We start from the raw sequence: 14,753 nt of genomic DNA on the forward strand, positions 1-14,753 counted from the left end.
GAAATGTCCGTCCGCATAGCGCCCGTGGGGGCCTTTATTGATGTGGCCAAAAACCACGCCCACCAGTGAAGAGCCGATGATCTGAGAGTTGACCAGATATGCGGTGATTTCGTGCTCATATACCTGGCTTTGAGCTCTATGGATTCGACGCCGGTCAAAATTCGTAAAGCGCCTGCTGTGCAACTCCGCAGTCAACTCGTTCTCTACGCTCACCGCATGCCTCCTTGCCTTCACAATGTTTTTTAAGCCTAAGCGGCCGGTCTATCAGGCGTCAGCCCGACTTCGCTCAGCGGCTAGCCAACGGGCTTTGGTAAATGACTCGGACTTTCCGAAGAGCGGCCGCATCGAACTCCGGATCGTGAGAGTCGTGATACACAGCTCCACTCTCGACCTCCAAAATGCAGATTGGTACGTCATGGGGGTCGCAACCCATGCTCAGAGATCGAAGGCGTTCCATTTTCCAAGACTCTCCACCGTTCACCCACCACGGAGTGACTACTTGCACCTCAGAGACTTTGAGTGTCTCGTCTTGCTGGCTCAGGAGCTCATACAGCCGAGGTTCATCATTTACGAATTCCTCGACTGAAACGAATCGGTCGTCCTGCCAGCGCTTCACACTTACGTGGTACCAGGGGGTCTTCAGGGCCCTTGAAACGCCGTGCCAGTGAGCTAGTCCGTCCCCAAACATCCCAACTGATCCAGCCATTTCACTTTCATGCGTGCAGAACATTTGTGGTATCTCAATCTCAGGCGCCGCTTCGGAGCGGGTATTCAGTGAATTGCATAGATGGCCTTCAAAGAGGCCGATTTACGATGGCCGCTGCCCTTCAGTACGTACACAGTGTTTCGAGTGACGAACAGGAACCCCTCGTCTAACTTCGTAGCAATGGTCGACCGAACCCAGGAGCCTGGCTCAAACCTTCGGTTGTCGTCGTGCCTAACGTTGTGTGCGAACAAGATCATCGGCAAGCAGCCGGCGGCATGAACCTTGGCGAGTTCCTCCCCAGTCACAACCACGTCGAAAATGATCCATTCCTCTACAACACAACAGGGCATCCAGCGGTATCGGACTTTAGCCAGTGCGAGGACATCTTCAAGGCTAAGGTCAGATCCTGCAGTGACAACGCCAGGGTCGCCCAACAGGCCGTAGTCCACAGAGCCATCCATCTACCCCAACCTCGCTCGTCAATATCTAATAAACCCAGCCCCTCGAACGCTCTCCGGCCTCCGAAAGAAGGCTAGCCGTGCGTAAGGGCCACAAATATCAATATATAGATTTGTGCAGCTCCAGGCAAACACGGCATACCGTCCCCTTTTGGGATTTTGAAATGGCGCTGCGCGAATCGTTTGGAGCGGTACTACAGCTACTTCGTACACGGAAGGGGCTAACCCAAGGGGATATCTCAAAGACCGTCGCTCAATCCCACATCAGCCAGCTCGAATCAGCCAAGACGAGTCCGACCGTCGAGGTGAGCGGTGAGCTTGCATCCGCGCTGAATGTTCAACCAATTTCACTGCTTGTCCTGGCACTCGCGTCCTGCGAAGGAAAAACCGCGCGCGAAACGCTGATGGAATCCTTATCGGAGTTGCAGGAGCTTGGCTTGGCAGATGCCGCACTGCCATCCAAATCAGAAACGATGACGACGCCAGCGATGGCTGAAGCTGAAAGGAAACGGCACGTCGTTCAGGAGTTGAAGTCAAAGGGGCTCACACAAGCCCAGGCCGCGAGGGAGCTTGGAATGGCGAAAACTACGTTGAGAAGGCTTTGGGGCAAGACGTAGGGTTATCAGAGCGATTGAGAGGCGGGTTGGCGCACGCCATCTTCCGCTGCCGAGCCGATGAACGTCATTGATCATCAGTTCAATCTCCGTGTACCGCTTCAGCGTGCGCAGCCCGACTTTACATCGCGGTTGCTACTTGTCGGCGCAGTACCGACTGCGGCGGGGTTCTCAAAAAGCTCAAGGCTTATATCTTTTGCCTGCCCAGTGATCGTGAGAGAGATTTTTTAGAAAGGTCTGGATCAGTGCGTAGGACTTGAAGAACCGCAGCGTATGCGGCTACAGCATAGCTAGCGCTTGGCTTGGCTTGGCTTGGCTTGGCTTGGCTAAAGTCCCACGGCCCCAGCTACGATCCAAACGAAGTAGATAAGGGGGCTGACCTCACCCACTTCGAGGGTCTGACTCTTGAACTGGCGGATATGCATCTCCCGACGTATCACGAGCCAATTCATCACAGCCACCCACTGCGGCGTAGAACCAAGTACGTAAGATTCATGGGCACTAACTTTTGTCAAGTCAGCGGGTGAGCACCCACTGCAGAATCACTAAAACCACAACATATAGTGTTTTATTCGCTAGGATAGCACGGTAAAACACAACATGTAGTGTTTTTGAAAAAAAATTCACATGCTTGTTTGTAAACAAAAGCCAAGCAGCGGCTTACGCCGCGAAAAAGCGAAAGGTTCCGGCCCAGGGGGCCGTAGCGCCACATATATCACCATGTCTGAGCTTCTCAGAAGCTAACAAACCAGCCAAGTAGCGGATGCATATTCAATCAAAAGCTGAAAAGCAGCTCAGAAAAGACGCGAAAAAATTAAGAAATGCGTGGGATTGGCCATCCCCGCTGTTTCTTGATTACAAATCTAAGAACTCCGTTTTCAAAAAAAAAATTCAAGGGGCAAAAACAAAAATATTTTCCACCAGGCCCGGAGGCCTTGCCCGACATGGCTTCCGAGGCACGCGCCCATAGAAAGGAGTCTCCTAACGGAATACCCTGACAACGTGAAGACTCGGGCGCGGCTCCAAAAAAGCATCTCTCTTCCACTACTTTGGTGTTAAGTGCGCTTTGACGTCGAGTCTTCAGACACGAAGTCGAAGTGGCCAGGGCACTGCATCTCAGATGGGTATGGCTATCATGACCCAGAGCCGGATCACCTCACCGTAGGTGAGCAAGCCACCTTAGTGGGAACCGCACATTTTCACACTTCATTGAAACAGCACAGGCGCCAGCTCGTCACTCACCTACCGGATATGGCTGGCTCTGTCTCACCCGGTTGAAGTGTTCCCTATGAACAACTTCGCAGAGTGGTCTGGAGTTTTAACACCCAAAAAATTCATCAACCTCTTGTTAGCCGCGCCTGTGCTCTCGAAACGCTCAATGCGGCTTCGAGAGCACGATCCCTGCGCCTGTCGTCTTCTTGACGCTCAAGCGCACGCTGTTCATTCATAGCGTCGATTCTCAATTGCTCGCGCCTTACGTTTTGCTCTGAATCGATGCCGCTTTTGGCACACGGCATAAGCTCCGGGAATCGCTGCCTAGCGTCACTATCGATGTCTACGCCTGCAGGTATCTCCCCCTCAGTTTCAAGAGCCACAACTTTGTACGCATGAGATACCAGACTCACGACCTTGAGCTCGATGCCGGCACAGAACCTGGACTCGCTGATAACAGCCCTGTAAGCCTGAGAAACTGGGACTTTCTGGCGTGCCATGGCTTCGAGAATCTTGGCTTCGATACGCTCGTTGCTGACCTGCGCGGTGCGATTCATTACATCTGCTTTAACGCGGTCACGAGTCTCCTGAAACCAGCCAGGTTTTAGGTATTTTGTGCTGCCAACGTGGTCGAAATCGTCTTTGTCCAGTGTCGCCCTGGAGAGCACAGCTTGATCGAGGCGCAGGCTGATTTTATTGTCCAGGATCTCAGACCGAATCTCGTTCAAATGATCTTTCAGCGCCGTAGCTGAATGACCTGTGGCAGATACAAGGGTCGCTGTATGTGTGCCCCTGGAAAAGCCTGGCAAGCGCCCGTAAGCGTTGTCCTGGTGCAAAACGCCGGTAAGGTCAGAAAGACGCTCTAAGAGCTTATGACGCGCTTCTGCAGTCAGCGTCTCATCTGCTCGACACCAGGCCTGCTTTTTGCCAGCAACATCGATCGTTGCTGCGGGTGAAAAGCCTGCAGCTTCGAGCTTTTGCAGCGCTTCATCAGTCAGGCCTGTAAGTAGAATCACACCTTTGGAGTCACCAGCTTGCGGTCTGGCAGCGACATCGCCATTACGCGAAAAATGACTGGTCAGGCCGCGAACCGTGCGCGGACTGACGAGCTGATCTGCAGACAGGCTTTTTTTGGTTGAACCCCGTTTTTTACCAGGATCGTAAAATGCCAGGTCAAAACCATCAGCTCCGACTGCATTAGCAAACTGCGCGATTTCCCGATCACGCCAATTCGGATCTGTCACTCTGCCCGAAAGGCTTATAAGTCTTGCACTGTAGGGCCGCAGCTGGGCTTTTTCGTAACTAAAAGGGATCGGCTTGTCGCCGATTCCAAGCAGTTGATTCATTGTCGCTTGAGCCTCGGCAAAACGCCTTTTGAGCACAACATCGTATTCTGCTTGGTTGCGTCTCTGGCGAGCCATGGTCTCATTTGCCTCTTTCATGGCTGCCTGGTGGGCGAGCTTATTCAGATTGTCCGTAGCTTCATCGCCTGTGTGCATCGGCCCTACATTAGAGAGCTCTACACCGGATGTAACATCACTACCGCGAGAGTGATGATACTGATCAGTAACGACGCTGCCGGAGCCATGGCCAGGAGCCGTTCTGCAAGCGTTTTCTCGATAACTTTTGGCTCTTGGATGCTTTTCAATGCTGTTGTTGCTCGATTCAGCAAGGGAGCTGTCTGCCTCAGGTACTCCGTCGCCGAATTCGTTATGCCGTGAAGAGTGTTCGCCGAGTCCCTGGTCTGCTCCACTACGCTCAACAGTGCTTTGATTGGCTCTATTAATTCTTGAGCGGTCAGCTCTCCGTACATTGAGATTGTCTCTCTCAGTTGTTGAATCGCTTGCTCTATCTCGATCAGCGTTTGCGAGCTCTTTTGCTGCGCTGCTATACTGCTTGAGTTCCGCATAGTCTCTATCTTGCTCATACGTTAAACCCCGTCCGAAAAGTGCCTTACCCGTATACTGTTTTCCAAGTTGAGACCCCTTAAATCCAATTCCATCCAGACCAAAAGAAAAGCCATTCAACTTGTTTTTACTAAAATTTGCTCTCACTTCAACCCCAGCCAAATTAAGTCGCTCGGCAAATTTGGATGCCGTTGGCTTGTCTGCTATCGCTTGATCAATAAGCTCTGCGAGAACAAATCGACTGGGCGACTCACCAGTGCGTTCAAATTTCCCTACTTCACCTTTAGTCGGTCTACTACGATCTGGCATGACGACTTTTTTGTTTTCGTAATCAGCACCCTTGGTGATCGTCAAGTTGAATTCTTTTTCAAGATCAGCAATAATTTTTGTGCTTATTAGATTCTCGTTTTTTCCGAGAAACAGATTCCCATCAAGAGCAATGCGCGAAGCAACTATATGTATGTGCTGTCCTGCTTTATCGTCGTGGAGCACATAAACGCGTTGGTGATTCTCGCTGAACCCCATCTTTGCCATATAAGCATCGCCAATTGCTACCCACTGGTATTTAGTCAATGTATCGCCCGCTGGCAATCTCAGTGAGTTGTGCCAAACAGGTTTTGCGACCTCGGGCCTGACGGCTTTGGATGCTCCGAACTCGCGTGCTAGGGATTTAGGATCATGCCCGGACATGTTGCCGCCGAGCACCTCGCCTTCTAGCGCGCGGAGATTGTCTACGTCACCGTCGAAGGCATACGCCATGACGCCGCTAAAGCTGCTACCCCGGGAGATCTTCTGCATGCCTTTCATGATGGCTGCTCGATCAATGCCATCCTGAACGCAGCTATCTCAGCCTGCAGCTGCTGCAGATCGACGGGAGCACCTGAATTCAGATGCCTGGCAATTTGATTCAAATTCGAGCCGACTCGTCCCAGCTCGCCATACGCTTTGATGTTTACTTCAGGAATCGAGACGACGACCTGCGTTTGTCCGGCAAACACCTGCGCACGAATGTAATTACACAGATCATGTTTGTTTCTGGCACGCTGAGCCAGGCTCTCATATTCGACGTCAGAGAAATATACGCTGATGCGCTTGGTTCGTTGTTGTTCGGCTGGTTTTGGTGCCGGGCCTCGTTTTTTGCTCATGGTTTTCTGACTCTTATTGTTTTTGATTTCTCACAAGCACAGCGCAGGGAGACAGGTCGAAAGAGTGAGCAAAGCGAACGAATTAAGAAACTATCCGCAGGATAGTTAGCCCTGGCTCCTGTATTTCCTCCGACGCTTTCATTATTAAAGATGATCATCACTATGCACAAGCAAAAATATATATGATTATGAAAACCGCATCAGAGACGACATATGAAACCTACAAACATGGCTTAACTTTCGCTCTCAGTAAGCACTTAATTCATGTCGACATCGGCATTTTCCTACATACTACCAGGCACTCAGATATCCAAGCTTAATCAAAAGCCATATGAGGCCATCGAGAGAACTATCGAGTCGAGTGAAGAGCTTGCGTACCTCAAAGCTGAACCTGATGCGATGGGCACATACGCGAACCTGTCCACGGAGAACACCAACAAAGGCTTTGCGAGCCTCATTGCTCGTCTGGATAAGGATGAAGAGGAAAACAGAACCTAGTGCAATAGGAGCGCTCACAGCCTGCTGCTGATGCGTGCGCCACGATAACTCTTACGTCTGACCTCACAGAGTCAGGCTGTGCTGCTATCGAGCAGAGCCAGCTACTAACAAAGTAGATCTGCCGGGCATTCACTTGCAGCAGCAGGTGGCTTTGCAGGGACGGGCCGGGTGCAGGACGTAGAGGACATCAGTGCAGAGAACAACTCGACGGCTAAAGCCATTGTCGATGAATGCCTTGGGCTTGATGAGAACTTTGAAAAGCCTGGCTTGGTCTTCTCGCCGCCAAGCGGGACTTTATCAACAAAAGGATAACGAGCGGTGCAGATTCAAGCTGCCATTGCTGCGAACCGCTTGATCAAAGTCCCGCAGGCATCCGGACTCGTTCGCGGGACACCAGAATTTGACAGGGCCCGGGTCATTGACGCCCGATGTGAAAATATGAGCGAAGGCACCCGAAGCGCCAAACAGAAGATCCTCGCAGTCACGAACGGAACATTTCTCCACGGCGATCGCAAGCCAGGTCACATTGAACTTTAACAGCAATACATTGCTGAACGTATGGGCAGCTCGGATTGGATCTGGGAAGTGACGAATGCGTGCCCGCCAGACCATGCGTACGCTCCTTAGGCAAAGTTGGAAAAACGTGTGATCCAGTTCGATTCAGTCATGCCCGATCTGACGCTCAAGCAGAATGAGTCAAGCTTGAGAACAAAAACCTATTTGTGAAGCATGCAGCGGCTAGTCACAGACCCGGCGTAGTCACGGGTGCCGTGGATGCAGAAAACGTTATTCACACCTTAAAACACTATCTGCTTATGACTGATAAAAAATGCTGGAGTAAATTTCATAGCCGCCTTCGGCGAATAACGAAAATTTTGGAGGGTTCCACCTGCCGTACCAATCTCCGTTCAATCACCAATGCGGATCAAGATTGCTGGCAGTGTTCGCCAGTGAGCTGCAGCGATGCGTCCGCACCGCAGACTCTGAACCTCGTCATTCAGATTTATGATCTCAGTATTCTCTATGGCAAGTTCAGCATGTGTAGATTTTGTATCATGGCGGATCGAAACATAGGTGGCGCAAGCCTCAGCTGGTTCACACTCAACAGCCAGCTGCCCTTTTTATAAGTTTCTGATTTTCGCTGTCGCTGCAAGAGTATCCGCGGTGGAGCGCTGGTGCCTAGTGATGGATAGCCAGCATGGTTGTTGGCGCTTCGATGCGAGTACGGCTCAGCGATACGGAGCGCAGTACGCTGGACACCTTCGCGGCATAGCAAGATCACACCCAGGCGAGGATTTAAAAACTCTCTACGTAAAGCCCCTTAGGCTGCGGTCACGTATACGTCAAAAGCCCAACCCCTCGGTTAGATACGCAGTTCAAGTTGTGTGCTTCCTCGGTGGCATAGGCCGATTGCGATAGAAACTTCGGTCTATATAACCTCTAGCTACTATATTTTCATTAATCAAACCAATAAAACTTATCAAACAAAAGCACAATTATTTACATACCAAACCTCGCTTTACTAAATTAAATAATTATAGATTTTGCTGTTTACCGCAAATTATCTGAAAGAGTTTGCGGTAAAGTGCAAATTATACAAGACCCTATATTTTCAGACCAAAAAAAGTGCCCTCAGGCACTTGACGCTCTCCGAATGCTCAATTAACGTATATTGACAAGTCGGACGAAGACAGCACCGGCTTGGACATATTTCAGAATTCAAGGAAGCTGTATGAGTGAGTATATTAACCCCCGAGAAGCAGCTCTGATGCTTGGCGTATCCCACGAGACGTTACGATTCTGGAGGTATACCGGGAAGTTTCACGATAAAATTCCTCATAAAAAACATATTAGTCGCCGGATATTTTACAAGCGCACAGACGTTGAGTGATTTGTGGAAACCATGTATTGCCCGGCTGCTTAACCTCCCCCGAGACGACTCGTCTAAAGGGATAACAACTGTGAACAACTCAAAGAGTTTTATGACAACAATGAGCAACAACACACTCGTCAGCGCTATCCACTTCCCGAGGCCAGCGACCGACAATCCGATAGCCGTAGAGATTATTGATGCTATCCTTCGCCACAAAAAAAACGGCGGGAAAAACCACGGCGGTTTTTCCGTCGTCACAAAGTTCGCAGATTGCGAATACCATGTTGAATGCTGCTTCGATCAAGACATCAGAAAGAAGATTATTTACGAGAATGGCAGCCACGCCGAGATCGTCGAATCTATTTACGATCTGAGTAATGTGGCGGAGATCGCGCGAATCGCTGATCTCATCATGCTTAAAGGCTGGGCAACTTGACCTGACTGATCGTTGGCAGTGCAAAGTAAGATTCGGCCAGTTAGTACTCATGAACAAAGCGGCACGAATGATTACTTGGATGGGTGAGCCCCCTACCCCAAAAAAATATCATGCAAGGTACGGCTAGTTAAGCCTATGACTCTGGTGTCAACGTGAAAGGCATTAGAATCAACCTCCTGCACAATGCTGACCACCCGAGGTGCGACGTCGTATAGAGCACGTGCGAGGCAGAGTACCGCCGCTCATGTCCTTCGAATGAACCGAGCAAGACGCTCTTGAGGCCACGGCACGACGCCTTGGTAGCTCCAAAAAACCTGGTTAACCGCCGGGTTTTTTATCGCCATTAAAATAGGTCAAATTTAGAGGCACCGCCTGAAGGCTCAGGACAGCTAGAGCAGGATTTCTAAGTGAGAACATTTTTTTGAGTGCGGCTCCCAAAAAGCTACCAAGATCAAATCTTGGACTGGCGGAAGACAGAGTAGATCAGCTCGAAAGACCGCGGAAGCCTTATATTCTAAGGCGTAGAGGGGACGATTGGGAGGCGAGATCTGAAAAAAAGCTTTGACACACCAATGATTTTAAGTCCGGTGTGTCTACCAATTTCACCATCAGGGCGGTGTCGCGCGTCTGTTCCCTTACAGCAAATATTGCCACTGCCCGGAACGACAAGAGCTGGGAATATATACATCCCTACCCGGTGAAGCAAGCGCGAAGCGCTTTGAAATACCGCCGAATTGTATCTTCGACGCAAATAAAAAAGCTCTGTAAATCATTGATCTACAGAGCTCGTTTATAGTGGAGGCCGAGGTCGGAATCGAACCGGCGTAAGCGGATTTGCAATCCGCGGCATAACCATTTTGCTACTCGGCCCCAAACGTTAAATGCTCTAACCGCTAACATTGAACGCGTTCAAACTGGAGCGGGAAACGAGACTCGAACTCGCGACCCCGACCTTGGCAAGGTCGTGCTCTACCAACTGAGCTATTCCCGCTTGGTGTGGGCGCCATTCTATAGATTCAAATGACCCCGTCAACCCCTTGATTTAAAAATACTTATTTTTCCTCCATCACTTCCGTCGATGAGCCCTGCAAGGCCCGAACCGTCGCACCCATCGACCGTGAACCGGAGCGCGCTGCGTCCACGGGACTGTCATTTCTCACCGATTCCGAAAGTAAGGTTGGGATTAGTCTCTGCCGCGAGCGGATGCAGCGGAGTGCCGACCTGGGAGCCAGCAGGAAGCAGCGAGAGCAGCACCCCATCGAACAGAAGGGAGTCTTAATAAACGCCTCACTGTTGATTCGTCGGTGTTACCACGGGCATTACTCGCTAATGACCCACTGCCCAGAGCTCGTCACTTCTCCTCCGTCGTGGTCCTCAAATGCGGCCATGCCGCGCGGAGGTATTGCACCATCGACCACAAGGTCAGCCCCGCGGCCACCATCAGCAGCACGTAACCGAGCACCACCCAGAAGGTGAACGCGGGCGGATTGGCGAGCAGGATCACCAGGGCGAGCATCTGCGCGGCGGTCTTCCACTTGCCCAGATTGGACACGGCCACCTGAGCGCGAGCGCCCAGCTCCGCCATCCATTCGCGCAAGGCGGAAATCACGATTTCGCGACCGATGATGACGGCTGCCGGCAATGTCAGCCAGAAGTTGGCATGGGCCTGCACCAGCAGCACCAAGGCGACGGCGACCATCAGCTTGTCGGCCACCGGATCGAGAAAGGCACCGAACGGCGTGCTTTGCTCCAGGCGTCGGGCGAGATAGCCGTCGAGCCAGTCGGTGGCGGCGGCGAGGGCGAAAACCGAACTGGCCGCTGTATAGCTCCAGTAATACGGCAGGTAGAACAACAGAATGAAGATCGGAATCAGCAGGACACGTAATACGGTGATCAGATTAGGGATATTCATCGGCACAACTGGCTACGAGGTGAGCGGGCATTCTACTCGCTGTGCAGGCTCGCATAAATCGACTCTGCGAGCTTTTTACTGATTCCGGGCGCTTTAGCGATTTCTTCGATGCTTGCGCGGGACAATTCCTGCAACCCGCCGAAGTGCTTGAGCAGGTCGCGACGCCGTGTCGGCCCTACCCCGGCGACGCCTTCCAGCGTCGATGTCCGGCGAGTCTTGCCCCGGCGGGCGCGATGCCCGGTGATGGCGAAACGGTGGGCTTCGTCGCGAATCTGTTGAATCAGGTGCAACGCAGGCGAATCACCGCGCAGCGTGAATTCATGGGCGGCGTCGTTAAGGTACAGCGTTTCGAAACCCGCTTTACGCGTGGTGCCCTTGGCAACGCCAAGCAGGATCAGGTCCGGCACTGCCAGTTCGTTCATGACATCGCGCGCCATGTTCAACTGCCCCTTGCCGCCGTCCACCAGCAGGATATCCGGCAACTTGCCCTCGCCGTCCTTGATTTTGCTGAATCGACGGGTCAGCGCCTGGTGCATGGCGGCATAGTCATCCCCCGCCGTTACACCTTCGATGTTGTAGCGCCGGTAATCTGACTTGATGGGGCCTTCCGGGCCAAACACCACGCACGACGCAACGGTGGCTTCGCCGCTGGAGTGACTGATGTCATAGCACTCCAGGCGTTGCGGCGGCTCGTCCAGTTTCAGCACTTCGGCCAACGCCTCGAAACGTGCGGCCACGTGCTGCCGGTTCGCCAGTCGTGCGGCCAGCGCCTGCTCGGCGTTGGTCACGGCCAGTTGCTGCCAGCGCGCGCGAGTGCCGCGCACCCGATGGCTGATGGTGATTTCACGACCGCGCGACGCATCGATGGCTTCGATCAACGCCGGGAAGTCTTCGTTGACCACGTTGACAATGACCTCGCTGGGCAACTCGCGCTCGCCGCCGCCCAGGAAGTATTGCGCCAGAAACGCCGACATGACCTCGCCGACCTCCTCCTCGATACCCACCTGAGGAAAGAAATTCTTGCTGCCGAGAACTCGTCCTGCGCGCACGCTGATCAGGTGCACACAGGCGCCGCCCGGGTTAACGAATGCGGCGNACCCGGCGCAGCAGGCCGATCTGGTCCCGCAGCTCGGCGGCGTGCTCGAAGTTGAGCTCCATCGCCGCCTTCTCCATCAACGCATTCAACTCGTCGGTCAGCGCATTGCTGCGCCCCTCGAGGAACATCACCGAGTGACGCACGTCCTCGGCGTAGACCTGGGGATCGACGAACCCCACGCACGGCGCCTTGCAACGCTTGATCTGATATTGCAGACAGGGGCGCGTTCGGTTTTTGTAGAAACTGTCTTCGCACTGCCGCACATGAAAGGTCTTCTGCAGAATGCTCAGACTTTCGCGGATGGCGCCGGCACTGGGGTAAGGCCCGAAATAACGGCCCTTGGCTTTCTTCGCGCCGCGATGAATGCTCAACCGCGGAAACTCGCCGTCGGACAGGTGCACGTAGGGATAGGATTTATCGTCACGCAGAAGAATGTTATACGGCGGGCGCGATTCCTTGATCAGCGTCTGTTCCAGCAGCAACGCCTCGGTTTCGTTGGCGGTGATGGTGGTTTCGATCTGGGAAATGCGCGCGACCAGCGCACCGGTCTTCGGCGCGTGGCCGGTCTTGCGAAAATAGCTGGCGAGACGCTTTTTCAGGTTTTTGGCTTTACCCACATAGAGCAGGCGCCCCTCGGTATCGAACATGCGATACACGCCGGGACGGCCACTGCAGGTGGAGAGAAATGCGCTGGGATCAAACGGCTGGGTCATTTCAGGCGCTGGCATCGACCATGCCGTGACGTACGGCCAGCAACGCAAGCTCGACGTCACTGCTGATCGAGAGCTTCTCGAAAATACGATAGCGGTAGGTATTCACGGTTTTCGGCGACAGGCAGAGCTTGTCGGAAATGGTTTGCACTTTCTGGCAACCGACGATCATCAGTGCGATCTGGATTTCGCGCTCCGACAGCAGGTCGAAGGGCGAATTGCTGGTCTGCGGCTGGAACGACTTGAGCGCCAGTTGCTGGGCGATCTGCGGGCTGATGTAACGCTGCCCGGCGAACACCAGGCGAATGGCCTGGACCATTTCGGTGAGACCCGCGCCCTTGGTCATGTATCCCGCCGCGCCGGCCTGCAGCAAGCGGGTCGGAAACGGGTCTTCCTCGCACACCGTCACTGCCACCACCTTCATGTCGGGGTGGCTGCGCATCAATTTTCGGGTGGCTTCCAGACCGCCGATACCGGGCATTTTCACGTCCATGAGCACCACATCGGGCTTGAGCTCACGGGCTTTTTTCAACGACTCTTCGCCGGAGTCGGCCTGCCCGACCACCTGCAGACCGTCGATGTCAGCGAGCATGCGCGTGATACCTGTCCGAACCAGATCATGGTCATCGACAACCAGCACCCTAATCAAGCAGACACCTCACGAACAATTTATGACGAATGCACGTCACCTTAACAAAAAGAAAGTGCAGGACCTAGCGCGAAACCAACGCTCCAGTGGCCATGCAGGATGATCCGTAACAATACCGCCAAACGCTCATCGTGGACCGTGAAACTTGCAAAAAATCTTCAAACGTACGCTTGCCGTCAATCGAGGGGATCAGTCCTCATTCGAGGTCATTTTCTTTTCGATTGCGTAGGTGGCTTTATATTCGGCCAACGTGGTGGTCAGTCGCAGAATTGCTGCCTGATCCTCCTTCACCAGTGTGCGGTAGCTACCCAGCACCCACTCTTCGACCTCGCTGAGGTTTTCGATCGGCGCGGGAGTGCGGGTTCCGGTCAACACGTACAGCACATCGACGCCCTTGGCAGCGACAGCCGCCAGATAGTCGGCTTTGGGTGTACGGTCACCGCTCTCGTATTTGCCCTGCGCATTCGGCTCCACGCCACCAATTTCTCCAAACGCTCGTTGCGAAAGCCCCAAGCGCTCGCGTTCTTCCCTAAGCCGGGCTCCAATTCCACTCATTTGAATGCATAACCTTGTTGACCCCATCCTTACGAATGGTAGAATCGAGATAAATTTAAACAGACTTGAACGGTTTTGAACTATGCCCGGAATCCGCACCGCAGCACAAGCCAAGGCCTGGCTGGAACAGCAGGGGAAATCTGTTCAAGAGTTTGCCCGGGAAAACAGCGTCGACCCGGCCACGACCTACCAGATTCTCTCGGGCCGGAAGAAGGGACGGCGCGGCGAATCGCATAAAGTCGCCGTGTTGCTGGGAATGAAAATTGGGGTCATTCCGCCAGAGCCGACCCACAAACGCGATCAGCCGTTAGAGTAGGTTAGTTAACCCCTCTTATTTGTAGGACGTTTCTTCAAAGTTGGTCTTCAGGGCCACTACATACCGTCAGATAAGTTTTTATTGTGCAACTAAGGGTTCATTGTTGGCAGGACGAATGCGCGGTTGATGAACATCAAGGCGCGATCATTTGTTCCATCCACAAAAGCGCGGCTTCCTCGCCCACGCTTGTGTAGCCAAGCCGTCGGTACAGGACGGTGGCCGGATTGTTCTTGAACACTTTCAGACGCACGCTTTCACACCCGCGGCCCTTGGCGACACGCCCGACCCAGCCCATGATCCACGCGCCTACCCCCTCCCCCCGATAAGCCTCGATCAGCTGAATGTCGCGTACATAAAGATAATTCCTCTCGACCGTGAACCCGAGAAACCCGATGACGCTCTCGCCCTTGTACACTCGGTAGCTTTCGCGCAGCGGCCACTCTGCGTCGAATGCCTCTGGCTGCCAGATCAGACCGTAATGGGCGTAGTACTCACGCATGTTGACCCGCGTCAATTCGCGGGCAAAGGCCAGATCTTCAACCGTGGCGGGACGAAGATCGACGTCCACATCGCCGATCGGTGGATTAATGCGCATCTCGGATCCTCCCCAACTTTCCCATCCTCTGCCTGCCGCAAGACAGCCTGACGCAGGCTCTGCAACTTCGC

13 protein-coding genes, 2 tRNA genes and 2 pseudogenes are annotated in these 14,753 nt (G+C 53.2%); 4 read left to right on the plus strand and 13 right to left on the minus strand.

Annotation, left to right across the window (positions count from 1 at the left end):
* Both D3M70_RS32410 and D3M70_RS27315 read right to left on the minus strand, forming a co-directional pair.
* Positions 1 to 213, minus strand: a pseudogene (locus D3M70_RS32410) (hypothetical protein); the annotation flags it as partial.
* 558 nt (positions 214 to 771) lie between these two features.
* Positions 772 to 1,155, minus strand: coding sequence for a DUF6957 family protein (locus D3M70_RS27315; protein ID WP_256660007.1), 384 nt, complete (start codon positions 1,153 to 1,155; stop codon positions 772 to 774).
* 173 nt (positions 1,156 to 1,328) lie between these two features.
* On the opposite strand from D3M70_RS27315, the gene D3M70_RS27320 reads away from it, so the two are divergent.
* Complete coding sequence (locus tag D3M70_RS27320) at positions 1,329 to 1,781, plus strand: helix-turn-helix domain-containing protein (RefSeq protein WP_120128927.1); 453 nt, start codon at positions 1,329 to 1,331, stop codon at positions 1,779 to 1,781.
* Between the two features lie 1,334 nt (positions 1,782 to 3,115).
* On the opposite strand, the gene D3M70_RS27325 is transcribed toward D3M70_RS27320, so the two are convergent.
* The 3 genes from D3M70_RS27325 to D3M70_RS27340 form a co-directional block, all read right to left on the minus strand.
* Positions 3,116 to 5,704 (minus strand): relaxase/mobilization nuclease domain-containing protein, encoded by a 2,589-nt coding sequence (locus tag D3M70_RS27325; RefSeq protein WP_120128929.1) that lies wholly within the window; start codon positions 5,702 to 5,704, stop codon positions 3,116 to 3,118.
* Complete coding sequence (gene mobC / locus D3M70_RS27330) at positions 5,701 to 6,042, minus strand: plasmid mobilization relaxosome protein MobC (RefSeq protein ID WP_120128931.1); 342 nt, start codon at positions 6,040 to 6,042, stop codon at positions 5,701 to 5,703. Before mobC ends, D3M70_RS27325 begins: the two co-directional genes overlap by 4 nt.
* A 795-nt stretch (positions 6,043 to 6,837) precedes the next feature.
* Entirely contained in the window at positions 6,838 to 7,152 is a 315-nt protein-coding gene (locus D3M70_RS27340) for a hypothetical protein (protein ID WP_120128935.1), read from the minus strand.
* A gap of 1,120 nt (positions 7,153 to 8,272) precedes the next feature.
* Here D3M70_RS27340 and D3M70_RS27345 point away from each other — a divergent pair.
* A complete protein-coding gene (locus tag D3M70_RS27345) occupies positions 8,273 to 8,431 on the plus strand; it encodes a helix-turn-helix domain-containing protein (protein ID WP_120128937.1) in 159 nt (52 codons plus the stop codon).
* A gap of 70 nt (positions 8,432 to 8,501) precedes the next feature.
* Positions 8,502 to 8,849 (plus strand): hypothetical protein, encoded by a 348-nt coding sequence (locus D3M70_RS27350; protein ID WP_133306531.1) that lies wholly within the window; start codon positions 8,502 to 8,504, stop codon positions 8,847 to 8,849.
* 796 nt (positions 8,850 to 9,645) lie between these two features.
* Here D3M70_RS27350 and D3M70_RS27355 read toward each other — a convergent pair.
* The 7 genes and pseudogenes from D3M70_RS27355 to D3M70_RS27380 all read right to left on the minus strand — a co-directional run bounded on the left by D3M70_RS27355 (position 9,646) and on the right by D3M70_RS27380 (position 13,771).
* Positions 9,646 to 9,719, minus strand: a tRNA-Cys gene (locus tag D3M70_RS27355).
* 45 nt (positions 9,720 to 9,764) lie between these two features.
* Positions 9,765 to 9,840 (minus strand) — tRNA-Gly (locus D3M70_RS27360).
* A 360-nt stretch (positions 9,841 to 10,200) separates the two neighbouring features.
* Positions 10,201 to 10,761: a CDP-diacylglycerol--glycerol-3-phosphate 3-phosphatidyltransferase gene (gene pgsA, locus D3M70_RS27365; RefSeq protein WP_120128941.1), complete on the minus strand. Its 561-nt coding sequence runs from the start codon at positions 10,759 to 10,761 to the stop codon at positions 10,201 to 10,203.
* A gap of 32 nt (positions 10,762 to 10,793) precedes the next feature.
* Positions 10,794 to 11,856: excinuclease ABC subunit UvrC (gene uvrC, locus D3M70_RS33745; protein ID WP_256660008.1), on the minus strand; the 1,063-nt coding region annotated here is incomplete at its 5' end.
* 1 nt (position 11,857) lies between these two features.
* Positions 11,858 to 12,570: pseudogene (locus D3M70_RS33750) on the minus strand (GIY-YIG nuclease family protein); the annotation flags it as partial.
* Position 12,571: 1 nt separating this feature from the next.
* Positions 12,572 to 13,216, minus strand: coding sequence for a UvrY/SirA/GacA family response regulator transcription factor (gene uvrY / locus D3M70_RS27375; RefSeq protein ID WP_120128942.1), 645 nt, complete (start codon positions 13,214 to 13,216; stop codon positions 12,572 to 12,574).
* A 189-nt stretch (positions 13,217 to 13,405) separates the two neighbouring features.
* Complete coding sequence (locus D3M70_RS27380) at positions 13,406 to 13,771, minus strand: helix-turn-helix domain-containing protein (protein WP_120128944.1); 366 nt, start codon at positions 13,769 to 13,771, stop codon at positions 13,406 to 13,408.
* An 82-nt stretch (positions 13,772 to 13,853) separates the two neighbouring features.
* Here D3M70_RS27380 and D3M70_RS27385 point away from each other — a divergent pair, with 82 nt between their 5' ends.
* The gene (locus D3M70_RS27385; RefSeq protein ID WP_120128946.1) at positions 13,854 to 14,087 is read left to right on the plus strand and encodes a DNA-binding protein; all 234 of its coding nucleotides are present in this window, start codon (positions 13,854 to 13,856) and stop codon (positions 14,085 to 14,087) included.
* A 133-nt stretch (positions 14,088 to 14,220) separates the two neighbouring features.
* Here the strand turns inward: D3M70_RS27385 and D3M70_RS27390 are convergent, their stop codons facing one another.
* Positions 14,221 to 14,682, minus strand: a complete 462-nt coding sequence (locus D3M70_RS27390) for a GNAT family N-acetyltransferase (protein WP_120128948.1) — start codon at positions 14,680 to 14,682, stop codon at positions 14,221 to 14,223.
* Between the last annotated feature and the right edge of the window lie 71 nt (positions 14,683 to 14,753).

The organism is Pseudomonas sp. LS-2 (genome assembly GCF_003605735.1).
Lineage (GTDB): Bacteria > Pseudomonadota > Gammaproteobacteria > Pseudomonadales > Pseudomonadaceae > Aquipseudomonas.